Origin of the sequence: Aminipila sp. (genome assembly GCF_032051575.1) — a bacterium.
Taxonomy (GTDB): Bacteria; Bacillota; Clostridia; order Peptostreptococcales; family Anaerovoracaceae; genus Aminipila.
This window is the reverse complement of the sequence record NZ_DAMBYD010000013.1, coordinates 60,508-86,086: the sequence shown is the minus strand read 5'-3', so window position 1 is coordinate 86,086 and position 25,579 is coordinate 60,508. Positions and strand designations below refer to the sequence as shown.

General features: G+C 35.0%; 21 protein-coding genes. 16 read left to right on the top strand and 5 right to left on the bottom strand.

The genetic code is table 11. From position 1 onward, the window contains the following. Positions 1-150 precede the first annotated feature (150 nt). The 3 genes from RTW14_RS16385 to RTW14_RS16375 all read right to left on the bottom strand — a co-directional run bounded on the left by RTW14_RS16385 (position 151) and on the right by RTW14_RS16375 (position 2,608). The gene (locus RTW14_RS16385) at positions 151-615 is read right to left on the bottom strand and encodes a rhodanese-like domain-containing protein (RefSeq protein WP_312653418.1); all 465 of its coding nucleotides are present in this window, start codon (positions 613-615) and stop codon (positions 151-153) included. A 104-nt stretch (positions 616-719) separates the two neighbouring features. Beyond that, the gene (locus RTW14_RS16380) at positions 720-1,481 is read right to left on the bottom strand and encodes a YibE/F family protein (protein ID WP_312653416.1); all 762 of its coding nucleotides are present in this window, start codon (positions 1,479-1,481) and stop codon (positions 720-722) included. After that, positions 1,475-2,608 (bottom strand): YibE/F family protein, encoded by a 1,134-nt coding sequence (locus RTW14_RS16375; RefSeq protein ID WP_312653414.1) that lies wholly within the window; start codon positions 2,606-2,608, stop codon positions 1,475-1,477. Before RTW14_RS16375 ends, RTW14_RS16380 begins: the two co-directional genes overlap by 7 nt. Positions 2,609-2,843: 235 nt before the next feature. Here RTW14_RS16375 and RTW14_RS16370 point away from each other — a divergent pair, with 235 nt between their 5' ends. From RTW14_RS16370 to epsC, 12 genes are all read left to right on the top strand, one after another. Next, entirely contained in the window at positions 2,844-3,959 is a 1,116-nt protein-coding gene (locus tag RTW14_RS16370; RefSeq protein WP_312653412.1) for an ROK family transcriptional regulator, read from the top strand. Between the two features lie 153 nt (positions 3,960-4,112). Further along, the gene (locus tag RTW14_RS16365; RefSeq protein ID WP_312653410.1) at positions 4,113-5,606 is read left to right on the top strand and encodes a sugar ABC transporter ATP-binding protein; all 1,494 of its coding nucleotides are present in this window, start codon (positions 4,113-4,115) and stop codon (positions 5,604-5,606) included. Positions 5,607-5,622: 16 nt separating this feature from the next. Then, positions 5,623-6,654 (top strand): ABC transporter permease, encoded by a 1,032-nt coding sequence (locus tag RTW14_RS16360; RefSeq protein WP_312653408.1) that lies wholly within the window; start codon positions 5,623-5,625, stop codon positions 6,652-6,654. A 62-nt stretch (positions 6,655-6,716) separates the two neighbouring features. Next, a complete protein-coding gene (locus RTW14_RS16355; RefSeq protein ID WP_312653406.1) occupies positions 6,717-7,706 on the top strand; it encodes a sugar ABC transporter substrate-binding protein in 990 nt (329 codons plus the stop codon). Positions 7,707-7,957: 251 nt separating this feature from the next. Next, complete coding sequence (locus RTW14_RS16350; RefSeq protein ID WP_312653404.1) at positions 7,958-9,001, top strand: NAD(P)-dependent alcohol dehydrogenase; 1,044 nt, start codon at positions 7,958-7,960, stop codon at positions 8,999-9,001. A 5-nt stretch (positions 9,002-9,006) separates the two neighbouring features. Beyond that, positions 9,007-10,530: a xylulokinase gene (gene xylB, locus RTW14_RS16345; protein ID WP_312653402.1), complete on the top strand. Its 1,524-nt coding sequence runs from the start codon at positions 9,007-9,009 to the stop codon at positions 10,528-10,530. Between the two features lie 388 nt (positions 10,531-10,918). Beyond that, the gene (locus RTW14_RS16340) at positions 10,919-11,962 is read left to right on the top strand and encodes a LacI family DNA-binding transcriptional regulator (RefSeq protein ID WP_312653400.1); all 1,044 of its coding nucleotides are present in this window, start codon (positions 10,919-10,921) and stop codon (positions 11,960-11,962) included. 20 nt (positions 11,963-11,982) lie between these two features. After that, the gene (rbsD, locus tag RTW14_RS16335; RefSeq protein WP_312653398.1) at positions 11,983-12,390 is read left to right on the top strand and encodes a D-ribose pyranase; all 408 of its coding nucleotides are present in this window, start codon (positions 11,983-11,985) and stop codon (positions 12,388-12,390) included. 11 nt (positions 12,391-12,401) lie between these two features. Further along, a complete protein-coding gene (locus tag RTW14_RS16330) occupies positions 12,402-13,895 on the top strand; it encodes a sugar ABC transporter ATP-binding protein (protein WP_312653395.1) in 1,494 nt (497 codons plus the stop codon). A gap of 5 nt (positions 13,896-13,900) precedes the next feature. Continuing rightward, a complete protein-coding gene (rbsC, locus tag RTW14_RS16325; protein WP_312653393.1) occupies positions 13,901-14,863 on the top strand; it encodes a ribose ABC transporter permease in 963 nt (320 codons plus the stop codon). A gap of 67 nt (positions 14,864-14,930) precedes the next feature. Further along, entirely contained in the window at positions 14,931-15,839 is a 909-nt protein-coding gene (gene rbsB, locus RTW14_RS16320) for a ribose ABC transporter substrate-binding protein RbsB (protein WP_312653391.1), read from the top strand. 164 nt (positions 15,840-16,003) lie between these two features. Continuing rightward, on the top strand, positions 16,004-16,906 hold the full coding sequence (gene epsC / locus RTW14_RS16315) for a serine O-acetyltransferase EpsC (protein WP_312653389.1): 903 nt from the start codon (positions 16,004-16,006) through the stop codon (positions 16,904-16,906). 82 nt (positions 16,907-16,988) lie between these two features. Here the strand turns inward: epsC and RTW14_RS16310 are convergent, their stop codons facing one another. Then, positions 16,989-18,086 carry an HD-GYP domain-containing protein gene (locus tag RTW14_RS16310; RefSeq protein ID WP_312653387.1) on the bottom strand — a complete coding sequence of 366 codons (1,098 nt, stop codon included), beginning with the start codon at positions 18,084-18,086 and terminating at the stop codon, positions 16,989-16,991. A 174-nt stretch (positions 18,087-18,260) separates the two neighbouring features. Here RTW14_RS16310 and RTW14_RS16305 point away from each other — a divergent pair, with 174 nt between their 5' ends. Then, complete coding sequence (locus tag RTW14_RS16305; RefSeq protein WP_312653383.1) at positions 18,261-19,370, top strand: HutD family protein; 1,110 nt, start codon at positions 18,261-18,263, stop codon at positions 19,368-19,370. A gap of 53 nt (positions 19,371-19,423) precedes the next feature. Here RTW14_RS16305 and RTW14_RS16300 read toward each other — a convergent pair whose 3' ends face one another. Continuing rightward, on the bottom strand, positions 19,424-20,437 hold the full coding sequence (locus RTW14_RS16300) for a threonine aldolase family protein (RefSeq protein ID WP_312653381.1): 1,014 nt from the start codon (positions 20,435-20,437) through the stop codon (positions 19,424-19,426). 382 nt (positions 20,438-20,819) lie between these two features. Between RTW14_RS16300 and RTW14_RS16295 the strand changes: the two genes are divergently transcribed. From RTW14_RS16295 to RTW14_RS16285, 3 genes are all read left to right on the top strand, one after another. Beyond that, positions 20,820-22,421: a CTP synthase gene (locus tag RTW14_RS16295; protein ID WP_312653379.1), complete on the top strand. Its 1,602-nt coding sequence runs from the start codon at positions 20,820-20,822 to the stop codon at positions 22,419-22,421. A 138-nt stretch (positions 22,422-22,559) separates the two neighbouring features. Continuing rightward, a complete protein-coding gene (locus RTW14_RS16290; RefSeq protein WP_312653377.1) occupies positions 22,560-22,937 on the top strand; it encodes a BlaI/MecI/CopY family transcriptional regulator in 378 nt (125 codons plus the stop codon). A gap of 82 nt (positions 22,938-23,019) precedes the next feature. Further along, positions 23,020-25,572 (top strand): M56 family metallopeptidase, encoded by a 2,553-nt coding sequence (locus tag RTW14_RS16285; RefSeq protein ID WP_312653375.1) that lies wholly within the window; start codon positions 23,020-23,022, stop codon positions 25,570-25,572. Positions 25,573-25,579: the final 7 nt, after the last annotated feature.

Below are 25,579 nucleotides of genomic sequence, written 5' to 3'. Positions count from 1 at the left end.
TACTAGTTTTTTATACTTTAATGATGATTATATACCTATATCTTATGAATGCAAATTTATCTACTGCACCAAGATATGTGTATTCTCAATTTTAATAATAAATAAAAAAAGAAGCCGATTGTATACAACGGCTTCTTTTTTTATGCAATTTTATTCGGTTTCATATGGCCAGTCTTTGATGCCACCAAAATCAAATAGATTGGAGTATCCTAACTTAACTAGTTTTGAAGCAGCTTCTTTACTACGGTTGCCACTTCTGCAATAAATTAAAATAGCAGAATCTGAAGTTAATCCAAGCCCAGAAACCGTTTCTTCATTAATGGTTTCATTAGGTATAAGAATTGAATCAGGAATATGCTTTTGATCATATTCTTCTTGTGTACGTACATCTAAGATAACCACATGGGGATTTTCATCCATAATTGCTTTGGCTTCATCAGCACTTATTGTAGTATATCCCTTATCCTCATCTTTCGATTCAGTAGAATCTGTTTGATAAATATTACCGCAGGTTTCATTAAATTGCATATCCTCTAATTCCTCATTGCCATTTTTACAGCCAGCATTTAAAGTAGATAGTAAAATTAATATAATGAACAAAGCAAATTTTTTCATATATGTAATACTCCTATATAAATTTTTCCTTATGGTTAGATTGATAATAGCATAATAAAAATAATAGAGCAAGTAAAGTTGTAATTCCTTTAGTTGTCTACATTTTAATCAAAAAGAGGCAAGTGGTCTTTGTAAAACCATGCTCCTAATAAGGCGGCAATAGGGATAATCAATACACAGCCCATGCCGCTTAGGGAAATTGATATAAATTCCTGGCAGAATTGTTTTGAGTTTATCATTTCGACGAAAGTAAAATCATTTACAAACTGTATAAAAAGGGTAAGATATTCTGCTATATAAATAAAAAACAAAGTATTTATGGTTGAACTTAATATATCTCTTCCGATTCCTACGCCCGACTGAAATAGTTTTCCCTTTGACAAATCTGGATTATTTTGATGAACGGCATAAAGGGCTGATGTGACTGCAAGTCCAGTATCTATAACTGCACCTATAAAAACCATTAGTACAACCGAGATTTGAATATATACCATATTTCTATTGATGTTTCTCGAATATCCGTTGGAGTCCTGTATAGAAAGCTGATCTAAAGGAAACCCTTGAATGTTCGAGATATAAGTAATCCGGAATATCACCAAGAAAAGTAAGGCAATAACAATTATGACAGAAAAAAAAGCTAGTTTAGTTTTTATATTAACTTCATTTTGATAAAAAAGGGTTATAAGGCTGATAATAATACAGGATATAATGGTTGAAATAACTGGATTTAAGCCAATATTTATAGCAAAGATAGTACATAAAAGTATAACGGCATTGAATCCTAAAGTGATTAGTGATTTTGCAGTTCGATCACCACCAATTAAAAGAATTAATGCGATAAGCACTAAAACTAAAACAATTAACATTTGGGAATTCTCCTTCCGTATGATAAGTAAACAGCTAATATAGAAAAAGGTATAGCAGCAACTATACCGATGCTTCCGGTTAAAAATCTGGCCACTTCAAAAAATACATTGTAACGAATAACAGTGGCAAATCCAATTTCATTTTGCATGGAAATGACGAATAGAGGAATACAGGAAGACACATTAGTAAAAAAAACTACGTTGATCATAGCGCCTGATATATCATCACTTAATTCCCTGCAAGATGAAATTAAAGCTTCTCTGGTTATATTGATATCTTTTTTTATAAGCTCTGAGGCACAGGAGGTAATGGTTACAGAAATATCTATAATTACCCCAACACAACCCATTAGAATTTCGGAAAGAAAAAGCAAATCTGCATCGGAGCGTTCATAAGGATGGATTAGGTATTCTAAAAATTCATAGTCAATATCAGAGGTAAATCTCATAACAATATAGGCTAACAGAGTTACAAATGCTATGGATGCTAAAGTTGCACAGAGGGCAATAAAAGTAATTTTGTTCTTCCCATTTATAAGAAATAATACAATACATGAGAAAAGTATAGATATTACGGAGGAAAGAAGGAAAATATTAATACCCCAAGTGTTTAAGAGAAGCATTATATAAAGTAGTGAAACATTTACAGCAAGGCATATTATCGTGAAAATGCCTTGTAGACCGCCTACAAAAATAAGTAAATCCACAAGAATTAGAATAACCCCGGCTACATAATAATCTCGTTTCACTTCAGTAATGGTAGCAGTCAGTTTATGATTGTTTTCTGCAAGTTTTTCTATAAAAAGTGAAGTACCAACTGCGTATTTATTGTCGTATACTAAAGATTCAGCATAGGTATTTTGAAGAGTTACCAATTGGCCTTTATACGTTCCATTTTTTATTTCAGCTGTAATATCCTGTCTATAATAATCTTCGGTATTCCCTAAAGAGGAGTCCTTGCTGTATAAAAAGCTATCTTTTACAGAGGTTACTTTTGCAATAGTTGAATCGTATAAGCTGTAATTATTATATACCAAGAAAAAAAGCAATAAGCTTATTAAGATTATTGCTGAAGCTTTTATTATGGTAAGCTTTCTTATTTTAATTTCGTTATTAACATTAATCATTTTGTTAAATCCCTTTATTATATATTGTAAAAAGTATATATCATTATATATCTCTCAGGTTGAGATGTCAAAAATACATGAATTCTTGGCAGATGATTTGATTATCAAACTGCCAATATGTGCAAATACAAATTCTCAATTTTGTAATTTGCACTTTTTTATTGAAATAAAAAATTATATAAGGTAAAATGCATACGGAAGTTTTATAAAAGTGTTTTAGAAAAGTGGAGAGATTATGGAAAACAGGATGCTAATGAAAGGCAAAAATCGTAACAACATATATAAATTAATTTATGAGTCAGAAGGTATATCTAAGCAGGAGATTACCAGGATTTTGAATTTGAGTCTGCCTACAGTAAGCCAGAATTTAACAGAACTAAAAGAACGAGGTTTAATTGCTGAGGATGGAACTTTTGAATCAACAGGAGGAAGAAAAGCAAGAGTTATCTGTAGTGTTGATGACTTTAAGGTTGCTTTAGGATTAGATATAACAAGAAATCATGTGAGTTTAGTTTTAGTAGATTTAAAAGGAGCTATCTTGCATAGCAACAGGATAAGATATGAGTTTAAAAATGAAGACAGCTTTTATGAAGGACTGGGTAAAATTATTGACAATTTTGTAGAAGAAAGCAATATAAAACCAGAGAAAATATTGGGACTTGGTGTATCTTTACCTGCAATTATTGGGGAGGATGGTAAGAGTATTATATACTTAACGATACTGCCTGCTCCAGAAGATTTATACAATCGAATGTCAAAATATATTAAATATAAATTAGAGTTTTTTAATGATGCAAATTCAGGGGGATTTGCAGAATTTTGGCGAAGAGATTCTCAAGAGCCGATTGTATATGTTTCATTAAGTAACAGCGTTGGAGGCGCTATTATGTATTCGCAAAGTGCATATAGTGGAATGAATCAGCGAAGTGGAGAATTTGGACATATAACCTTAGTTCCTGAAGGCAAAGCTTGTTATTGTGGGCAGAAGGGATGTGCTGATGCATATTGCAATGCAAAGATTCTATCCGATTTAACAGAGGGAAATCTTATTGAATTCTTTAGTAAGGTAGAAGATCATGACCCAGTTTGTTTAAAGACTTTTGATGAGTATTTATATTATCTGTCACAACTAGTATGCAATTTAAGAATGACATTTGACTGCGACGTAGTATTAGGTGGATATGTGGGAAGCCATATGGAAAAACATGTAGAAAAACTTACTGAACTGGTAAATAACCGAAATCCGTTTGAGAAAAGTGGAAATTATGTAAAAGTATGTAATTATAAGTTTGAAGCATCAGCAGTGGGGGCTGCACTACATTACTTAGATGATTATATTATGAGTATATAAAAAATAAATAATGTCTATAATATTTGAAAATTTAGTTTAAAAGATTGACATGAAAAACGGTAGAGTGTATACTTTTTTTAAAACTTATGTAAAGTAGATATACAAAAGTATTTGACATATCCGTCGAAGATTGTAAGAAAGGAGAGTTTTGCCATGGGCGATGAAATTAAGTTAAGAGTTTCACAAATTGAAAAAACTTTTCCAGGAGTTAAAGCTCTTGATAAAATAGATTTTTCTGTTCGAAAAGGTACAGTTCATGCTCTTTGTGGAGAGAATGGAGCTGGAAAATCTACACTTATGAAAATCATAAACGGTATTTATAAGCCTGATGCAGGGCAGATTTTTATTGATGAACAGCCTGTGCAAGTTAAGGACCCTATACAGGCACAGAGCTTGGGGATTGCAATGATTGCTCAAGAACTTAATTATGTACCTGAGATGTCAGTCGAAGAAAATTTATTTTTGGGAAGGCTTCCAGTAAATAAATTCGGTAAGGTTAAATGGAAGGAAGTACGCCAAAGAACTTTAAAGTTCCTTAAGGACGAAGGACTAAATTATAAACCAGATCAGAAACTTAAAACTTTAACTGTTTCTGATATACAGATGCTTGAAATAATTAAAGCTATTTCTAACGATGCACAAGTAATCGTAATGGATGAACCAACATCTGCCATTACGCAGAAGGAAGTAGAATTACTGTTTAAGAAAATTGATATTTTAAAAGAAAAAGGTGTAAGTATAATTTACATATCCCATAAACTAGATGAAGTTTTTCAAATTGCGGATGATATAACAGTATTTAGAGATGGAACTGTTGTAAAGAGTATGAGGGCAGAGCAAACTGATATAAATGAGGTGATTGCTCTTATGGTCGGAAGAAAGATGGACAATGTTTATCCTAAGAAAAATCTAACAATAGGTGAGACGCTTTTGGAAGTTAAGGGCTTATGCAGTGATAATCTTTATGAAAATGTATCTTTCCAATTAAATCGTGGTGAAATCATAGGCTTCGCTGGGTTAGTGGGAGCTGGTAGAACAGAAGTGATGAGATCATTATTTGGCTTGGACAGCATGTCCTCTGGTGAGATTTTTATATCTGGGAAAAAAGTTACCATTAAAAATGTAGCCAGCAGTATTAAAAATGGAATGATTATGCTTTCAGAGGATAGAAGAAGGTATGGGATTGTTCCAGTCAGAAGTGTTATGGAGAATGCCAGTTTGTCTTCACTAGAGCAGTTTGTATATGGTGGCTATACTCATAGAAAAAAAGAAAAAGAACAAGTGGGAAATTATTTTAATAAAATGAATGTTAAAACCCCTACCTTAGAAACAACCATTCAGTCTTTATCCGGTGGTAATCAGCAAAAAGTACTTTTAGCAAAATGGATGCTTAGAAATCCAGATATACTGATTCTAGATGAACCAACGAGAGGTATTGATGTAGGTGCAAAGTTTGAAATATATAAACTTATGACTGAGATGGCTGAAAATGGCAAAGGCGTTATAATGGTATCTTCTGAATTACCTGAACTGATTGGTATGTGTGATCGTATATACGTTATGTGTCAGGGCAGGGTTGAGGGAGAACTTCAAAAGGAGCAGTTCTCGCAGGAAGCAATCATGAAATTTGCTACAGGAACATGTTAAGGGAGGAAGCAAAATAATGAGACTAAAGGACAGTGCGAGCCAGATAATGCAGAAATATTCAATATTTTTTGTATTGCTGGTTATGATATTAATTTCGATGACTATGAATGATAATTTTTTCAGCCCAGGGAATCTTACCAATATAGGTAGACAGCTGGCTGTTGCAACCATATTGGCTTATGGTGAGATGTTACTTATTATAAGCGGTATGTTGGACTTGTCTGCGGGTGCTGTTTTAGCACTTTCTGGAGTGTTGTCAGTAAGCTTTTATAAAACTACAGGATCGCTGTTGGGCGCATTTCTGGTAGCCATAGTGGTAGCCGTAGCTTGTAATATTGTTAACGCTTTTTTTGTGGCAAATTGTAAGATGCCAGCATTTATTGTTACTTTGGCAATGACTATGGCCGCCAGAGGGCTGGCTCTGATGTATACCCAAGGACAGAATATTCTTCAAATTGGTGATTATAAAGTGTTTGGACAAGGAAAACTTACAGATGTTCCATTTTTAGAAAAAATGACATTTTTAGATAGCGTACCAATTCCAATAGTTTTTTTAATATTAATTACTATAATTATCTGGTATGTATTAAATCATACTAAGTTTGGACGCTCACTTTACGCTATAGGAGGCAATGAAGAGGCAGCTATTGCGTCAGGTATCAACGTAATTTCATCAAAATATAAAGCCTTTATCATAAATGGAATTCTGGTTGGTATAGCAGGAATCTTATTTATGTCTCGTGTTAATGCGGGTCTTCCCAACGGTGCCGTTGGGTATGAAATGGAAGGGCTTACAGCTGCCATCGTAGGTGGAACAAGTTTCTCTGGTGGTGTTGGGACTACGCTGGGAACATTAGTGGGTTCTTTCATTATTGGATGTTTAAACAACATTATGAACTTGCAAAGCGTAGATTCATATGTTCAACAGGTTGTAAAGGGTGGTATCATTGTGGCGGCAGTATTATATGACCTTAAGTTTAAGAATAAAAAGAGTGTAAAGGTTATTCTTGGAAATAAAGAAAAGAAAAACACAGAGAAAATGAATTAATTTTTTATGGTTCCAATTTTATTTATTAAGTATAAATGTAAAACAGAAAGGAAAAGAGCATTATGAAAAAGAAAATTTTATCCATTCTATTAGTTTTAACCCTTTTGCTTGCTACACTTGTTGGCTGTGGAAACACTGATTCTAAACCTAAAACGGACGATAAGGAAGGCAAAACTTACAAAGTAGCTTATATCGCAAGAGCTCAGTCTGACTCTTTTGCAGCTTGGCTTGCCAATGAAATGAAGGCAGCAGCAAAAGAGTACAAAGATATTGATCTTGAAGTTTTTGATGGACAGGCTGATGATGAAAAGGAAAATGCTGCAATCGAAAATGCTATAGCCAATGGTTTTGATGCAATTATTGTACAGCCTAACAATGGCGAAGCTCAGAGACCTTATGTAGAACAGATTGTTGATGCTGGTATCATTGCTATTACTACAAATGCACGTATTGATAACATCAAAGGCGCTTCTTCTGTTGACGCTGATCCTTATGTACAGGCAAAGGTTAATGCTGAAGCTGCTATCAAACAGGTACCTAAGAATGGCAGAGTTGTAGTTCTTAAGGGCCCTTCAGGTAACTTCCATGCTGACCAGAGACTAAAAGCTTGGAAAGAAGTATTCTTTGCAGCAAGACCTGATGTAAAGATTGTCGGCGAAGATTTCGCAAACTGGAATAAAGATGAAGCTATGCAGCTAATGGAAGACTGGGTTACATCTCAGGGTAAGATTGATGCTATTATTTCAATGAATGATAACATGGCAGCAGGTGCTTTAGAAGTTGTTAAAGATAATCCTGATTATGCAAACATCTTATCTTATGGTGTAGATGGTACTGCAGAAGCTTGTCTTCTTATTGAACAGGGTAAAATGACTTCAACTTGCTTACAGTCAGCTATTGACCTTGCTAAGCTTAATATGGAAACTGTTCATAAGCTATTAACTGGTGAAGAAACTCAGATTGATACAGACATTGATGCACCACTTATCACAAAGGATAATGCAAGCGAATATGTAAAGATCTACAGAGACAGAGGTCTAATCACTGAATAATTAATTACTAATATTAAAGGTGCCTTGAGACTAAATTAAGGCATCTTTATTAAATTGAAGTCCTGCCCACATCTGTGATGTGGTCCTGCAGGGCTCATATAGATACTAGCCTGTTCTAATTACGGAGTAATTAGGTGACAGACTTATGCAAAAGTTTCACAAATTTCTAATTTGTAGAAACTTACTGCAATTTCAGCAGCTTTAGCTGCTAGAAATTTTTCAGTTATAAGAGCAAAGAAAGGATAGGTCGTATGAAAAATAGAGCAGCTTATATGACAGAATTAAATAAAATGGAGATTCGTGAAATTCCTGTACCTGAAACTGGGGAACAGGATGTTCTAGTAAAACTTGAATATGTGGGAATTTGTGGGTCCGATGTCCATTATTTCCATGATGGCAGATGTGGAGACTTTGTGGTAGATGGTGAATTTATGCTTGGTCATGAATGCGCAGGTACTGTAGTTAAGGTGGGCAGTGGTGTGACTAAGTTAGCTGTGGGCGATAAAGTTGCACTGGAACCAGGTATTACTTGTGGACAGTGTGAATTTTGTAAGTCAGGAAGATACAATCTTTGTCCTGATGTACAATTTTTAGCAACGCCACCAGTTCAGGGCTGTTATGAAAACTACATTGCATTCCCAGAAAACATGTGTTTTAAATTGCCTAAAAACATTTCAACCAAAGAAGGTGCGTTAGTAGAGCCTTTATCAGTGGGTATGCATGCTGCATCACAGGGACAAATTAGTCTGGGTGACCATGTGATAATTCTTGGAGCTGGGTGCATTGGTCTTGTTACATTACTTGCATGCAAAGCATATGGCGCAACAGACATTACAGTAGTGGATGTTATTCCTAAGCGACTAGAATATGCAAAGAAACTCGGAGCTACTAGGGTCTTAAATGGCAAAGATGTTGATGTAATTGCTGAAATAGAAAAATTAACTAACGGTATGGGATTAGAAAAAGTAATTGAAACAGCAGGGTCACCGGTTACTATAGCACAGACACCTTATTTAGTAAAAAATGGTGGAACCATTGTATTAGTTGGGTTAGCAGCACAGCCTGAAATTAACTTTAACTTTGGTAAGATTATGGCCAAAGAAGCGAAGATTGAATCTGTATTCAGGTATCGTAACGTTTATCCAAAAGCTATAGCAGCTATAGCAGACGGCATTATTGATGTATCAGGTATCGTAACGCATGAGTTTGATTTTGATGATATTCAGGAAGCATTTGAATGTGCTATAAATGATAAAGATAATGTAGTAAAAGCAGTAATTAAGATTACGGAGTAAAAATTATGGAATACTTATTGGGAATAGATATAGGAACTTCAGGGACAAAAACCGTTTTATTTGATGTAGATGCAAATACCATAAGCTCTAAAACTGGCGAATACCCTCTTTATCAAGAGCAAAATGGCTGGGCAGAACAAAAACCAGATGATTGGTGGGAAGCCACAGTAGCAGGAATTAAATCGGTCATAAGAGAATCAAAGGTTGATCCTAGAGAAATAAAGGGAATAGGTCTTTCTGGCCAGATGCATGGCTTGGTTATGTTAGACTCCAAGGGGAATCCACTTCGAAAATCTATCATCTGGTGTGATCAGAGAACTGGAAACGAAGTGGAAGATATGAATCGAATTTTGACTCCAGAAAAACTGATAGACATTACGGCAAATCCTGCATTGACAGGATTTACGGCAGCAAAGATTCTATGGGTTAAGAAAAATGAACCCGAAATATATAGTCAGTGTGCTCACATTCTATTGCCTAAAGACTATATACGATATAAACTTACTGGTGAGTTTGCAACAGAAGTTTCAGATGCATCAGGAATGCAGCTTATGGATGTATCAAAGCGAAACTGGTCAGATGAAGTTTTAGACGCCTTGGGTATAAACAGAGAACTACTTGGAAAAATGTATGAATCACCTGATATAACGGGTGAAGTTCATAAAGAGGCAGCAGCAGAGACAGGACTTGCGGCAGGTACTATAGTAGTTGGAGGTGCTGGGGACAATCCAGCTGCGGCTATTGGTACGGGAATCGTATCTGAAGGCAGTGCCTTTACAACTATAGGTACTTCTGGTGTTGTATATGCCATTTCAGATAAGGTGGCTATCGATAAAAAAGGACGTGTACACACTTTATGCGCTTCAGTTCCAGGAAAATGGACTGTAATGAGTTGTACTCAGGGAGCAGGACTTTCACTTCAATGGCTAAGAAACAATGTATGCAGCAGCGAGGTAGCAGAAGCAAAAGAAAAGGCCATTGATCCTTATGAAATCATGACTGAGATGGCGGCACAAACACCTATTGGAGCTGACAGGCTTATATATCTGCCATATTTAATGGGTGAACGTTCACCTCACCCAGATCCGGATTGCCGTGGTACATTTTTTGGCCTTTCAGCAATTCATGAAAGAAAGCACTTAATTAGAGCTGTCCTTGAAGGTGTTGCATACTCTCAGTTGGAGTGCGTGGATGTTTTCAGAGAAATGGGTGTAAATATAAATAAAATGATGATTTGTGGCGGTGGAGCAAGGAGTGATTTCTGGCGACAAATGTTTGCTGACATGTATCAGTGCCCAGTAAGCACTATAAAGGCTGAACAGGGCGGTGCTTTAGGTGCTGCTATACTAGCTGGAGTTGGTGCAGGTGTATATAAAGACTTAGAAGAAACTTGTAAAAAATTTATAATAAAGAAATCTATACATGAGCCAGTGAAAGCAAATAGTGCTGAATATCAGAAATACTACAAATTATATAAAGAACTATATATAACACTATTTGACAGTTATAAAAAATTAGCTGAATTATAAACTGCTCACAATAATATAAAAGAGTCTGTCTCAAAAATGAGACAGCTCTTTTTTTATTTAATAGAAAATATCGTTGGATTTTCCTATTAAATAAAATAAGAAAGTGCACCTTCATTCGCAAAGCTCATTTCGCTGTCCGTTTTTCCAATACAGCTAAAGCTGTGGAAAAAAGGCATTGGGCGGAAGCCTCTTTGCCCATAAAGGAGGGTGTTCAGCGAATAAAATGAGAGCCGAAGAGAACCAAGGGGGTCCCTAACGGAGTGGCGAAGCCACATTTTTCATTGGATTGTATTGACATTTAATACATTGACACCATGAATTATTTACAGTAAAATGTATGTGTAAAGTTGGTTAAACGTTTAACTAATATAAAAAGAAGGATATGGACATGAAAAAAAGCATTACAATAAAAGAAATTGCAGCAGAAGCAAAGGTTTCCATAGCTACAGTTTCTATGGTATTAAATAAAAAAGATAAGAAAATTAGTGAGGCTACGAGAGAAAAAATCTTGTATATTGCACAAAAATATAATTATACACCAAATACGATGGCAAGAAGCCTGATTACTAAACAGACTCGTACAATTGGATTAGTAATTCCCGATATAGTGAATCCATTTTTCCCTGAAATAGCAAGGGGCGTGGAGGATAAGGCCAGTGAATTTGGTTATAGCGTTATATATTGTAACACAGATGATAAGATTAAAAGAGAAGATAAGTATATTAAGGTTTTGACAGAAAAAATGGTTGATGGTATTATTTTTGCCCATTCTTCAGACAGACAGATGGGATTTGACAGCTTAGATAAGTGTAAGGTTCCCATCATCTTAATAGACCGAGATTATGATAATAGAAATGTTATAGGCAGAGTAATCGTTGAGAATAAAGAAGGGGCATATATGGCAACTTCTTATTTACTGAACAGAGGATATAAAAATATTGCGTACATCGCAGGTTCTATAACTACGGCCACTGCAATAGGCAGGCTTGAAGGATATAATCGGGCTCTTGCAGACCGAAATATAACCGTAAAAAATAGCTTTATAAAAGTTGGAGAATACAAGATGCAGTGGGGTATAGAAGCTGTTGAGCAGCTTCTTAATGAAAATGAACCGATTGATGGTATTTTCTGCGGTAATGATTTAATTGCTATTGGTGCGATCAAGAAATTAAAAGAGCGTGGATTAAATGTTCCTGGGGATGTAGGAATTGTAGGATTTGATGACATATATCTAGCCAGCTTGGTCGAGCCGCCTCTTACTACAATAAAACAACCGAATTATGAGATGGGATATAAGGCTGCAGAATTACTTATTAAGAACATAGAAAAAATGAGACTGGACAGAATAAAATATGAAAATAAAGAAGATTTAGTTCAAGAAAATACCTTATTACTTCCGACTGAATTAATTGTTCGTAAGTCAACTAAATAATTTTCGAAGAGGTGTAATAGATGAAAAAAAGTATGTTAATTAACTCTGAAATATCTTATAGTATCTCAAAGTTAGGACACAAGGACAGGATTGTTATTGGAGATGCGGGACTACCTATTCCAGATGGTGTAAAACGTATAGATCTAGCGTTATCGGAAGGGATTCCGTCGTTTGTGGAAGTTTTAAAAGCTGTTTTATCAGAACAAAAGATTGAAAAGATTATTTTGGCAGAAGAAATAAAGATGGTTAGTGCTAAACTTCACGATGAAATTTTATTGATATGTAAAGAAGCAGAGAGTGAAATTGAAATAGAGTATATACCCCATGAAGTTTTTAAAAATAACACAGAAAATTGTAAATGTGCCATAAGAACAGGAGAATTTACGCCCTTTGCAAATATTATTTTAATTTCAGGGGTAGTTTTCTAAGGAGGATTCAAATGCATAAAAAGATTGTAACCATGAGCAAGATAACCAAGGCATTTTCTGGGGTTACTGTGTTAAATATGGTTGACTTTAATATATATGAAGGAAGAATTATGGCACTGCTCGGAGAAAATGGTGCAGGAAAGTCTACTTTGATGAAAATTCTCACTGGAGTATATGAAAGAACATCTGGAGAAGTTTACTTAGATGGTGACCCCGTAGAATTTAAAAATACAAAAGAATCACAAGAAAAGGGCATAGGCATTATACATCAGGAACTGAATTTGATTGGACATTTATCCATTGGAGAAAATATTTTTTTAGGGCGGGAACCTATAAACAAGCTTGGAAAAATAGATTGGAAGCGGTTATACAGCGAATCTGAGAAATGGATTTCTATGTTAGGTTTAAATGAGAGTCCTAAGCAAATTGTAAACAACATTAGTGTAGGAAAACAACAGTTAGTTGAAATAGCAAAAGCCTTATCCTTAAAAGCCAAAATTATTATCATGGATGAGCCTACAGGCGCATTAACAATTTCAGAAACAGAAAAGCTATTTAGTGTTATCCAGAAACTAAAAGAGCAAAACCATAGTATTGTTTATATTTCACATAGATTAGAAGAAATCTTTAGAATTTGCGATGATATAACAGTACTTCGTGATGGAGCACTTATAGGAGAAGTTCCTATATCAGATGTAAATGAAGACAAGCTTATAGAAATGATGGTGGGAAGAAAATTGGAAGAACAATATCCTAAAGTTGACTCTGAAATTGGAGATGTTATTTTTGAGGTAAAAGGACTTACAAATCAGTTTGTGAAAGAAGCTTCGTTTAATCTTAAAAAAGGTGAGACCTTAGGAATTGCAGGGCTTATGGGTTCTAGCAGAACGGAGTTAGCCAGAACGATCTATGGAATCTATAAAATGGACAAAGGTGAAATCTGCATAAATGGGAATAAGGTCCGTATAAACAATCCTAAAGATGCAATTAAAGCAGGAATTACTTATGTATCTGAAGACAGAAAAGCCAATGGCATTGTTTTAGGTATGAGTATAAGAGAAAATATTACACTAACCTATTTGAAAAATATTAGTGGAAAATTTGGACATATTTATAAAGCTAAAGAAGAAGAAATCTCTAAAGAGTATATTAAAAATTTATCCATTAAAACCAGTGGAACAAAACAATTGGTTAAATATTTAAGTGGTGGAAACCAGCAAAAAGTTTCTATTGCGAAAAATTTATTTGCTGAGCCTAGTATTCTTATTCTGGATGAGCCTACAAGAGGTGTAGATGTAGGAGCCAAAAAAGAAATTTATGATTTAATTAATAAATTTAAGAAAGCGGGTATGAGCATAATAATGATTTCCTCTGAAATTCCAGAAGTTTTAGGAATGAGTGACAGAGTTTTAGTTATGCATGAAGGCAGAGTAAGTGGTATTTTAGATAAAGAAAACGCTAATCAGGAGAGTATTATGAGTTTAGCTGTAGGGAAGGGTGTGTAATAAAATTGAAATGGACGTCTAATAATAGTGTGAAGGGCATTATCCAGAAAAATAAACCGTTAGTTGTTTTAGTTATATTATGTATTATTATGGCATGTTTAAGTGATAATTTTTTTACTTGGAGGAATATTCTTACAGTACTTAGGCAAACATCTATTAATGCAGTAATTGCAACAGGGATGACATTCGCCATTTTAATTGGTGGTATTGATCTTTCAGTTGGCTCCGTACTAGCCATATGTGGTGCTGTCATGGCGAATCTGATTGCTTCTGGTATGGACCTTATATTAGCTATACTTATTACTCTGCTTCTAGGCTTGGCAATTGGTATTGTAAATGGCTTATTAATTAGCAAGGGGCGGTTACAACCTTTTATTGCTACATTAGGAACTATGACGTTATTTAGGGGATTTACTCTTGTGTATACACAAGGCAAGCCTATTGGAACAAGTGGTGGGACAGGCAGTCTCATATTTGGGAAAATTGGATCAGGATATATATTCGGTCTGCCAATTCCTGTTTATATTATGATTATTGTATTTGTAATTGCCTATTATATTTTGAGACATTTAAGGACAGGAAGGTACGTTTATGCCCTTGGATCCAATGAAGAAGCAACTATTTATTCTGGAGTAAAAACGGATAAAGTGAAGCTTTTTGTATATGGAGCTTCCGGATTGCTTGCTGCTCTTGCTGGTATTATTGTGACTGCAAGACTTGGAACAGCCTCTCCCACTGCAGGAGAGGGATACGAACTGGATGCCATAGCGGCTGTAGTACTTGGAGGAACAAGTATGTCAGGCGGGGTTGGAACAATTGGCGGTACTGCCATAGGAGCTTTGATTATTGGTATATTAAACAATGCGCTAAACTTATTACAAGTACCTTCCTACTATCAGAACGTTGCCAAGGGGGCAGTTATTCTATTTGCTGTTCTTTTGGACAGAAAGCAGAAATCAGCCAGATAACTATGCTATTTAATCGATGGGCGATTAAATATATATTGTTTTAATTGTTATTTTAGGAGGACGAAAAATGAAGAAGATTTTAGTGGTTTTACTAGTGCTTGTTTTAGCATTAGGGATGTTCGGATGTGGCGGCAAAGCGGCAGCTCCAGAAGATAAGGGGGAAACAACAGCAACGATAGGTCTGATTGTATCAACTTTAGACAACCCTTTCTTTGTAGATCTTAGAGACGGTGCACAGGCTAAGGCAGATGAAATGGGAGCTAAACTAATTGTTCTTGATTCACAAAACGATTCTGCAACAGAGATTTCAAACATGGAAGACTTAATTACACAGAAGGTAGACCTAATCTTAATCAATCCTACAAATTCAAAAGCAGCGGGCAATGCTGTGGCTGCTGCTAATGAAGCAAAGATACCCGTAATCACACTGGACAGATCGGCTGATACAGGCGAAGTTGTCTGCCACATTGCTTCTGATAACGTTGCAGGCGGCAAGCTTGCAGGTGATTTTATCATTAAGCAGCTTGATGGAAAAGGCAAAGTAGTAGAACTTGAAGGCATTCCAGGAAACTCTGCAGCAATTGACAGAGGTAAAGGCTTTAATGAAGCTATTGCTAAAAGTGATATCGAAGTAGTTGCAAAACAGACTGCTAATTTTAACAGAGCGGAAGGCTTATCGGTAATGGAAAATATTTTACAGGCACAACCAGAAATTGATGCAGTATTTGCACACAATGATGAAATGGCATTAGGTGCTTTAGAAGCAATTAAGGCATCAGGCAGAGATATTCTAATTGTGGGATTCGATGCTAATGATGATGCAGTTGCTGCAGTTAAGGCTGGTGACATGGCTGCTACTGTTCAACAGCTTCCTAAAGAAATTGGTGCGGCAGGTATTGAAGCTGCAATGAAGGTTATTGGCGGCGAAAAAGTAGAAAAGTCAATTCCGGTAGATCTTTCTCTAGTAACAGAATAAGTACAAAAGGCATAACTTAATAAAAGTGACTTAAAAGCCATTGGAGGTCTAATCTGATGGCTTTTTGCGTTTATTATAGTAAAAAGCTGGACTGATAGGAATACACTGTAGTATAATAAACTTTAATGTGATTTTATATAATAGATAGAGGAGATGTTATAAAAGTGAAAGATAAGTTTAAACAAAACGTTCAAGATATAGTTGAAGACATTACAGCTAATTATTTGACAGAAGAACTATTTTTAGCAAAGGAATCAGTTACATTACCTGATAGAAGTGTGATTATCAATTTGCTAAAAGAGCTTAGAACCATTATGTTCCCTGGATATTTTGGCACAGACAGGCTTGATTGCACGATAGCTCCTTATTTTATTGGGCAGAAACTTGCAACTGTTTTTGATGGCCTTTCTACTCAGATAGAACGAGGTCTTTCCTATATGAATAATGGAAAAAGTCAGGAAATTACAGAACAGGCTGAAACAATTACCGTTGAGTTCCTTAAAGAATTATCAAAGATTCAGAAGGTACTTTTAACCGATATACAGGCAGCTTATGATGGGGATCCTGCTGCAGGAAGTAAGGAACAAATCATATTCTCTTACCCTGGACTATATGCAATTTATGTATATCGTATGGCACATGAATTATATATTAGAAATGTACCTTTTATTCCAAGAATCATGACAGAATACGCACATAGCCGTACTGGTATTGATATTAATGCGGGAGCAACGATTGGAAAGTATTTCTTTATTGATCATGGTACAGGGGTTGTAATTGGAGAAACTACGATTATTGGAGATAATGTTAAACTTTTCCAAGGAGTTACAATCGGTGCTTTATCTACAAGGGGAGGTCAGGCGTTGGCTGGAGTTAAGCGTCACCCTACTATCGAAGATAACGTAACCATTTATTCTGGAGCTTCCATTTTAGGCGGGAAAACCATTATTGGTCATGATTGTGTTATTGGTGGTAATGCTTTTATTACTAAATCTATAACCCCTCATACCAAGGTAAGCATTAAAAATCCAGAACTATGTATTAGTGGAGATGGGTTTGATGCATAGATGATTTTATGTAGAAAATAAAAATAAGCCTGATTCAGCAGTGTAAAAGTCACTGCACAAGAATCAGGCTTTATTGTTATGTTTAATCAAAGATTTCCATTGGGATTTCACTATCAGCATCGATGGACTTGACGATATGCAAATTTTCCACTTTTGCTAAATCAAATTCTGTTCCATTAGAAAGCTTCTTAGAAGAAAGAATTCTTATCACAGGATCAAGCATACATCCAGGTGTGTTTTTTATAACCAGAGCTATGGAATCATCCGTTAGCTTAACCATAGTTCCCACAGGGTAAACTGATATAGTTTTAAAGAAAGCATTGAGAATATCAGGGTCAAAATGCGTACCTGAATTACTTGCCATAAAATCTAATGTATCTTTAGTCTGCCATGCAGGTCGGTATGAACGTGCAGTTGTTAATGCGTCATAAACGTCTGCTACAGCTAAAATTCTACCGCATAGAGGAATATTCGCACCTACAAGTCCGTTAGGATACCCGCTCCCGTCATACTTTTCATGGTGGCTTGCAATTCCGTCTAAAACAGTTAACGAAATTTTCATAGAAGTTTTCAACTTATTTATAGCATAAGTCGGATGCCTTTTAACAATAGAAAATTCTTCCGTTGTTAAAGAGGATGGCTTATTGATAATGCCTATTGGAACATCTAATTTACCAAAATCATGCATTAGACCTGCAGATGTAAGCTCTTGCAGGGAAACGCGGCTGTAACCAAGTTGTATACCAATAAGAGTTGCTAAGCTTGCAACATTTATACAATGTGAATATGTATAATTGTCAAATGTTTTTATTTCTACCATATTTAATACATACTCATCTTTAGATAGTATGTGATCCATTAGAGAACTGGAAACCTCAATTAACGTATTGGCCATGCTTGAAGTTATTGCGGACTTCGACACAAAATTCCTGCATACATTTTTTAAATCTGATGTTATCTTATGCTTCAAAATGGGGTCAACAAAACCTTGAGCTATTATATCCTCACTATATTTTGTTTTTATGTAAACTCCAGGAACATTTAGTTCTCTTAATCTTCTGATATTACGTATAGTTAGTTTTTGATCGGCAAGCAAAAGCGGGACAACTGCTACATCGTTCATAACAGATTGACCAACTATCATACCTGGCTTAAGCTGATTTGTTTGTACGAAAATCATCTGGAACCTTCCTTGGTAAAAGTCTTGAAGTTAATTATTTCTAAAAAACTTCCTCTAATAATAAAGCTAATGTATATATTACCACAAATTATCAGAATTTGCAAATAGAGATAAATTAATGTATAATATTATAAAAGTAATACATTAAATTTAACTTTTAGTTAGGGTGTAAAAATGAGTAATATAGCGATTAACGTATATAAAAAAGATGAATATAAAATAGGAAATTGGTCCGGTGGAACTACTACTGAATTGGGGATATATCCTAATGACGCCCAATATAGTGAAAGAAAATTTATTTGGAGACTTAGTTCTGCAACCGTGGAAATTGAGGAATCTGAATTTACTCCTTTGCCGGATTATGATCGAGTTTTGATTGTACTGAATGGAGAAGTTGTGTTAGTGCATAAAGAAATTCGTGTAGCAAGACTGGCCCAATATGAGCAGGACAGGTTTAGTGGCGCGTATGAAACAAAAAGCTTTGGTAAAATAACCGATTTTAATTTGATGGTGAAAAAAGGAAACCAGGGGTTTGCAGAAGCAATAACTTTGACCAATGAGCATATGTCTCTGAAAGTAGATAAATTTGATGAATATAAAAAGATGAGTCAGGGATTTTACTGTGCGGAAGGATTTTGTGTAGTTAGTTTTAATAAGCAGAGCTTCATGCTAAATGCAGGAGATCTATTTGTGGTAACTTGTGATTATGATGACACCTACGAAATAGGAATAATGGGCGAGGGAAAGTCTATAAGGACTCATGTGTATTTTAATGAAGAAAAAATTTGTATTGAAGATAATAATCAACAGCAGGATTTAACACAACAAACTGTAAAACCCAAAATTACTTTTGAAGATATAAAATTAGCTGAAATCGTGTGCTGGAGTAATGTTAGGGGCGGTAAATATATATTCAAAAGTTTAAAAGATACGTGGTATGACCAAACAATGCAAAAATGTATGGATAGAATAGAAAGGACATTTCTTACTTCCTTAATTGGTCTGATTGGCATTGGAGTTGTTGGTTTTAATGCCTGGAAACATTTGCAAAGCCAATATATAGCAGCGGCAATAGTCTTATGGATTCTTATAGATTTAGTCCTGATCAATCCGTTAATATATTTAGCAATATTACCAAAGCCAATAAAATCACATATTAAGAGAATTACAGAACTTACGGAGAACGAAAGGGCAGAATATGATCAGAAAAAAGCAGAGAATAAACAGGTAGATAAAATCCTAAAAAAATATGAAATAACAGGCAGAAATAAATATATTGACTAGTAAAAATGAAAAAGGGACCGACGTAGGGCAAGTCCCTTTTTTTATGCTATAGATTATAACATATTAATTACTTTTTCTATATCTTCTTTTGGAGTAGCCCAAGACGTTACGAAACGAATACAATATTCATCGTCCCCAATAGGGCATTCTTTTTCAAAGGAAACTTCTTTTTCCAGTTCTGCAACAAGGGCATTAGGAAATATGGGAAAAATCTGATTGCTAGGGGAGTCGGTAATAAACTTATAACCCTTAGCAGCGATGCCTTCTCTTAAAAGTTTTGCCATATCGTTCGCATGTTGTCCTAACTCAAAATAAAGATTATCATTGAAAAATTCTTCGAATTGTACACCTAGAAGCCTTCCTTTCGCAAGCATAGAACCACTTTGTTTTATAAGCCATCTGAATTCCTTCTTTAATTCTGGATTTGAGAGGATTAAGGCTTCACCAAATAAAGCACCATTTTTTGTTCCGCCAATGTAGAAAGCATCTGTTAACTGTGCAATATCTTCAATGGTCATATCGTTTTCTGGTGAAGTTAAAGCAGAGGCAAGCCTAGCCCCGTCAAGGTATAAGTATAGACCATACTTTTCGCATCTCTTTTTTATTTCTTGTAATTCTGATTTTTTATATATGGTTCCCAACTCTGTAGTATTTGAGATATACACCATTTTAGGCTTTACAAAGTGTTCATCCTCATGGTATCTGACAGCTTCGTCAATTTGGTCAGGATTCAGCTTTGCATCTTTAGTAGGCATTGCAATAATTTTATGACCACGGGCTTCTACAGCACCTGTTTCGTGTACGCATATATGACCTCTTGCTGGGGATATTACAGCTTCGTAAGGTCTGAGAAAAGCTGTTATTGAAGTGAAATTTGTTTGAGTCCCACCTACAAAAAAGTGTACATCAACATCTTTTCTTCCAATTCTTGCTTTTATTTTGTCAGCAGCGTTTAAACAGTGAGGGTCTTCACCATAGCCTACTGTCTGTTCCATATTTGTTTTTACTAGTGCCTCCAGAATCTGAGGATGTGCACCTTCACTATAATCACATCTTAAAAATATCATAGAATAGTCCTCCTAAAAGTTTATCTTGTGGCTTTGTAGTGTTGTAAGCCTAAGCATATTATATATTAAATTACCATAAAAATCTACAAACTGAAAGATAGTGATTTTTAGCCATTGCCCCTCTTACTTAAGGGATAAACAAATGGCAAAGAAAAAATATAAATAAAAGAAAAAAGTATTGGATTTTTCTTTTGAGTTATAGTAGAATAATAAAATAAATATTTATTGTATATAAAGTGCACAAGAACAAAATATTAATAAGGAAGACGGCAGAAATAGGGGTCTTGTATCTCTTTCACTCTAATTAGCTGTTTGACCTTATTTTTTTAGTTTTTGTGCGTTTTTTATGCAGTTTTATTGGAAAAAAGGAGATGATGAAGGAATGAATAAGAAGTACATTTTTGTGACAGGCGGTGTAGTGTCAGGGCTAGGAAAGGGCATTACAGCTGCATCACTAGGGCGGTTACTTAAAGCAAGAGGAATGAAAGTAGCGGCACAAAAATTGGATCCATATATAAATGTAGATCCGGGAACCATGAGTCCCTATCAGCATGGTGAAGTTTTTGTAACAGAGGATGGAGCTGAAACAGATTTAGATTTAGGGCATTATGAAAGATTTATAGATGAAGATTTAAACCAATTTTCTAATTTAACTACAGGTAAGGTATACTGGAATGTTTTAACTAAAGAGCGTAATGGAGAATATTTAGGAAGTACAGTTCAAGTTATCCCCCATATTACAAATGAAATCAAAAGCTTTATATATAACGTAGGAAAATCAAGCCAGGCAGAAGTAATTATAACGGAAATTGGGGGAACTACTGGGGATATTGAGAGCCAGCCATTTTTAGAAGCTATTCGCCAGGTATCATTAGAAGTCGGGAAAGAAAATTGTTTATTCATACATGTAACATTGGTTCCTTATATTAAAAGCTCTGGAGAGCATAAATCAAAACCTACACAGCATTCAGTTAAAGAATTACGTGCGCTGGGGATCTCTCCCGACATAATTGTTATGCGTGCAGATGAACCTATTGACGAAGACATTCGTCAGAAAATCTCATTATTCTGCAATGTAAAGCCAGATTGTGTTATTGAAAACATTACATTACCAGTTTTATATCAAGCACCAACTATGTTAGAAAAAAGCAATTTCTCTTGGATAGTCTGCAGAGAATTAGGACTTAATGCCGGACCTTGTGATATGACTGAATGGAATCAGATGCTTGACAGAATTGAGAAGCGTGATAAAGAAGTTAAGATTGCAATTGTAGGAAAGTATGTAAAGCTGCATGATGCTTATTTATCGGTGGCAGAGGCACTCCGTCATGCAGGCTATGAAAATGGCTGCAGGATAAATATAAAATGGGTAGATTCTGAAGATGTAACTGAGGAAACTTCAAAATCGGTATTAGACGATGTGACTGGAATTTTAGTACCAGGAGGTTTTGGAGACAGAGGAATAGAAGGTAAAATATGTGCGGCTCAATATGCTAGAGAAAATGACATACCTTATTTCGGAATATGCCTTGGTATGCAGATTGCAGTTATAGAATTTGCCAGACATGTGCTTGAAATAAAGGATGCTGATTCAAGTGAATTTTTACCAGATGGGTTGAACTCTGTTATTGACTTTATGCCAGACCAATCAGGAGATATACCTAAGGGTGGAACTATGAGACTAGGAGCGTACCCTTGTAAGATTAAGGGAAATAGTAAAATGGCAGAGGCCTATGGCCAGGAAATGATATATGAAAGACATAGACATCGATATGAATTTAATAACATTTATAGAACCCGATTTTTAGAGGCTGGATTGGAGATCAGCGGGACTTCGCCAGATGAAAGGTTAGTAGAAGCTGTTGAAGTATCAAGTAATAGCTTCCATGTAGGCGTTCAGTATCATCCTGAATTTAAAAGCAGACCCAATAAGGCTCATCCATTATTTAGAGAATTCGTTAAGGCGGCATTAAAAATAAAATAGTGTTGACAAACGAGGACTACAAATGTAAACTAAAACAAAGATTACATTTGTAGTCCTCATTGTTTTTTATTTTTAAGCATCTGACTTACTAACAATTTGTTTCACAAATTGAGTTAGGTCATGAAAGGGGTTTAACATATGAGTAATAGTAATTTCAGCATTAGTGATTCAGAGTGGAAAATAATGAAGGTACTTTGGGAATCACCCAATATCACCCTGAAAGAAATAGCAGGAAGGGTAAATGAATGTGGATGGAGTTATACTACCGTTAGGACTTTAGTGAACAGACTGGCAGATAAGGGGGCAATTGATGCAGACAAATCTGTTGCCAATAATTTTAAATATTATCCGATAGCTGTTGAAGAGGTATGCAAAATTAGAGAAGTAAAAAGTTTTCTGGAAAGAGTGTTTGACGGATCAGCAGGAATGCTAATATCTGCCTTAGCAAAAAACTCAAACTTATCCGAGGAAGAGCAGAAAGAATTAAAAGGGATTATTGATAAAATTGATAAGTAATAAATGTATATTGTAAATAAACTGTGAATAGGCAATGCCAAGTGTTGTGACGCGTTGCTGAATGAATGATGAGGGATGGAATATGGGTATACTGATTAATATGACGGTTACATTTTCAGTGACAGTTATACTGATTTTAATATTAAAAGAAGTGTTTAAAAATAGATTTACACCTAAGTGGCATGTGCTTATTTGGACAGTATTAATTATCCGATTAGCTATTCCCATACTACCTGAAAGTGAAATAAGCATTTTTAACTATATACCAGATATGTCAGCAAAATATGTTCATTTTATAGACCAGAAAACTGAAGAATTAAACAATACGTCAGTGGAGAACATCAGCAATCTGCAAGACCATAAGCTGCAGGATGAGAATATTACCTTAAAAACAGACGGCAGCAACCAGGAAAACTCTATCGCACAAACAATTGATAAAAATCAGGCAAAAAATATTAATTCAATGAAGTATATAGAAAAAATCATATTAGCCCTATACTGGTTGGGAACTTTAGTCATGGCATTTGCTTTATTCCTTTCATATGGCAGGCTACTTAAGAGAATAAGGAAACTGCGTATATGTAGTGATGATGAAATTCTAGAGGTGTTTTCCATTTGCAAAGAAGGACTTGGAGTCAGAAGTCATAAACTCACCTTAAAACAAGGTGCAGAATCCCCTATGCTGGCAGGCGTATTTAAACCGTCTCTCTATATATCAGAGGGGTATAATAATGAAGAATTAAAACATGTATTTTATCACGAACTATGTCATTATAAAAACAAAGATAACATTTGGAATATGGTTTCTTCAGTACTTCTTTGTATGAACTGGTTTAATCCACTAGCGTGGTATGCTTTTAAAATTTTTAGGCGTGATTTAGAGATGTATTGTGATTATATGGTCATAGGTATTGCAGGAGAGAAAAAAGCATATGCAGAGGTGCTTTTAAAAACAGCAACTACTCAAAATTCTTTTATTTTTGCAACAACTTGCTTGGAAAGCGGAGAAAAAGAGGTAAGCCAGCGTATTAAAAAAATTGCATATTTTAAGACTCCTAAATTATGGGTAAGCATGGTTGGATTGCTTTTAGTCGTGTTATTGGGTATTTTCTGTTTAACCAATGCGGTAGATCTTTCTAAAAAGACACAGATAATTGGTGTAAATGGGCCCAATAATGAAGGGGATAATTATATGATGGAAGTCCCTCTATCTTGGGGTAAAGAATATGAAGAGACCGTGCCTGAGGAACCTCCTTATTGTGAAAAGATTTTATTTAAAGATAAAAAAGAAAATGAAGTTGCAGGGCTAAATTATAGAAAGGTTGATTTATCAGAATCTGAATGGATTCCAGAAGACAGTAATGCTTTAACCATGAGAGGACGAGTGGATTATGAATCAAAGGTAAAGCAACTCATAAAACAATCAAGTAGTTTTTCTGAATTAGCAGATAATCACGAAAAAAATGTAAAGATTGAACGGATAAAGTCCAATTCTACAGATATTTGGGCAGCCTATAAAGTAAATTATTTGAGTAACTTAAAGTCAGTAAGAACTGAAATCTATCTTATAGCAGATGATTATGCTCAGATTATTCCTGTCTTATATAAAGTAAGTAATCGTATAACGGATGAAGAATTGATTAAAGTTGCTATGACTTTACAAAAAATCAAGGAGCCTTCTTCATATACACCAGTAGCTGAGGCTGGAATGCAGACGGATACTAAAGCAGGCACTGCTGTTATGGGGGGAGAGTACGATGCAAAAGCATTAATGGAAGATTATTTTGATAACTATGTGAATATTGTAATGCCTCCAAGCAGAGATATTAAAGGATATAAAATAAATAGTTTTGAACAAATCTCACCAGTTATGGATATTCCAGGAATAATTGATATGGGCATGGTTGAAAATGAAACTGCACCTTGGAATATCATTTATCCTACGGCAAAAGTATTTAAAGTAGATTATGAGTTAATACCACAAGATGTAAAAAAATACGATGACTCAGCTGATGGAGGTTATGAAATAACTGCAAATGGCAACAAACATTATATACAAAGTTATGCTGTATTTTATGGCTATTCGGAAGAAGGGAAAACTTATAAAGCTGTTTTTCTTGGATTCTTACCTACTGACTTTTTAACAGAGGGGGGCGTAGATTATTCAGTATTAAAATTAATCAATGACAAGTATGAACGTGAAATTTTACCAAAAGTATTACGTAACGCTAATGTTGAATATGTTGGAGATGCCAGTGCAGTGGGAAAACTCGTAAGGTTGCTGCCATTACACGAATATAGTAATGGTATGGAACTGCAGACTAAAGTAGAACCCTATGGAATTACAGCAAATTATAAAATCGGAAGATCAGAACCATATGATTCGGAAAAAGGTGGTTTATTAAGTGCATGGCCCAAAGTAGATGGTGATTTAACGGGAATTTATAGCCATAGTTCACCGAATGAATTAAATTCCTATATAAAAATACAACTCGAAAAAAATGCCAAATACCTTACTTTAGGAATAGAGAATTCAGAATCAACGAAGATTAAATGCGAAAGTCCATATTTAGAAAAGAATTTTGGTTTTGCTTATAGTGATCCATACGCACATAACAACAGTAAAAAACAATAAAGAAAAA

What these genes read in the sequence shown, in the direction of transcription:
- RTW14_RS16385 (WP_312653418.1), bottom strand. Translation starts at nt 615, where the DNA reads ATGAAAAAATTTGCTTTGTTCATTATATTAATTTTACTATCTACTTTA.
- RTW14_RS16380 (WP_312653416.1), bottom strand. Translation starts at nt 1,481, where the DNA reads ATGTTAATTGTTTTAGTTTTAGTGCTTATCGCATTAATTCTTTTAATT.
- RTW14_RS16375 (WP_312653414.1), bottom strand. Translation starts at nt 2,608, where the DNA reads ATGATTAATGTTAATAACGAAATTAAAATAAGAAAGCTTACCATAATA.
- RTW14_RS16370 (WP_312653412.1), top strand. Translation starts at nt 2,844, where the DNA reads ATGGAAAACAGGATGCTAATGAAAGGCAAAAATCGTAACAACATATAT.
- RTW14_RS16365 (WP_312653410.1), top strand. Translation starts at nt 4,113, where the DNA reads ATGGGCGATGAAATTAAGTTAAGAGTTTCACAAATTGAAAAAACTTTT.
- RTW14_RS16360 (WP_312653408.1), top strand. Translation starts at nt 5,623, where the DNA reads ATGAGACTAAAGGACAGTGCGAGCCAGATAATGCAGAAATATTCAATA.
- RTW14_RS16355 (WP_312653406.1), top strand. Translation starts at nt 6,717, where the DNA reads ATGAAAAAGAAAATTTTATCCATTCTATTAGTTTTAACCCTTTTGCTT.
- RTW14_RS16350 (WP_312653404.1), top strand. Translation starts at nt 7,958, where the DNA reads ATGAAAAATAGAGCAGCTTATATGACAGAATTAAATAAAATGGAGATT.
- xylB (WP_312653402.1), top strand. Translation starts at nt 9,007, where the DNA reads ATGGAATACTTATTGGGAATAGATATAGGAACTTCAGGGACAAAAACC.
- RTW14_RS16340 (WP_312653400.1), top strand. Translation starts at nt 10,919, where the DNA reads ATGAAAAAAAGCATTACAATAAAAGAAATTGCAGCAGAAGCAAAGGTT.
- rbsD (WP_312653398.1), top strand. Translation starts at nt 11,983, where the DNA reads ATGAAAAAAAGTATGTTAATTAACTCTGAAATATCTTATAGTATCTCA.
- RTW14_RS16330 (WP_312653395.1), top strand. Translation starts at nt 12,402, where the DNA reads ATGCATAAAAAGATTGTAACCATGAGCAAGATAACCAAGGCATTTTCT.
- rbsB (WP_312653391.1), top strand. Translation starts at nt 14,931, where the DNA reads ATGAAGAAGATTTTAGTGGTTTTACTAGTGCTTGTTTTAGCATTAGGG.
- RTW14_RS16310 (WP_312653387.1), bottom strand. Translation starts at nt 18,086, where the DNA reads ATGATTTTCGTACAAACAAATCAGCTTAAGCCAGGTATGATAGTTGGT.
- RTW14_RS16305 (WP_312653383.1), top strand. Translation starts at nt 18,261, where the DNA reads ATGAGTAATATAGCGATTAACGTATATAAAAAAGATGAATATAAAATA.
- RTW14_RS16300 (WP_312653381.1), bottom strand. Translation starts at nt 20,437, where the DNA reads ATGATATTTTTAAGATGTGATTATAGTGAAGGTGCACATCCTCAGATT.
- RTW14_RS16295 (WP_312653379.1), top strand. Translation starts at nt 20,820, where the DNA reads ATGAATAAGAAGTACATTTTTGTGACAGGCGGTGTAGTGTCAGGGCTA.
- RTW14_RS16290 (WP_312653377.1), top strand. Translation starts at nt 22,560, where the DNA reads ATGAGTAATAGTAATTTCAGCATTAGTGATTCAGAGTGGAAAATAATG.
- RTW14_RS16285 (WP_312653375.1), top strand. Translation starts at nt 23,020, where the DNA reads ATGGGTATACTGATTAATATGACGGTTACATTTTCAGTGACAGTTATA.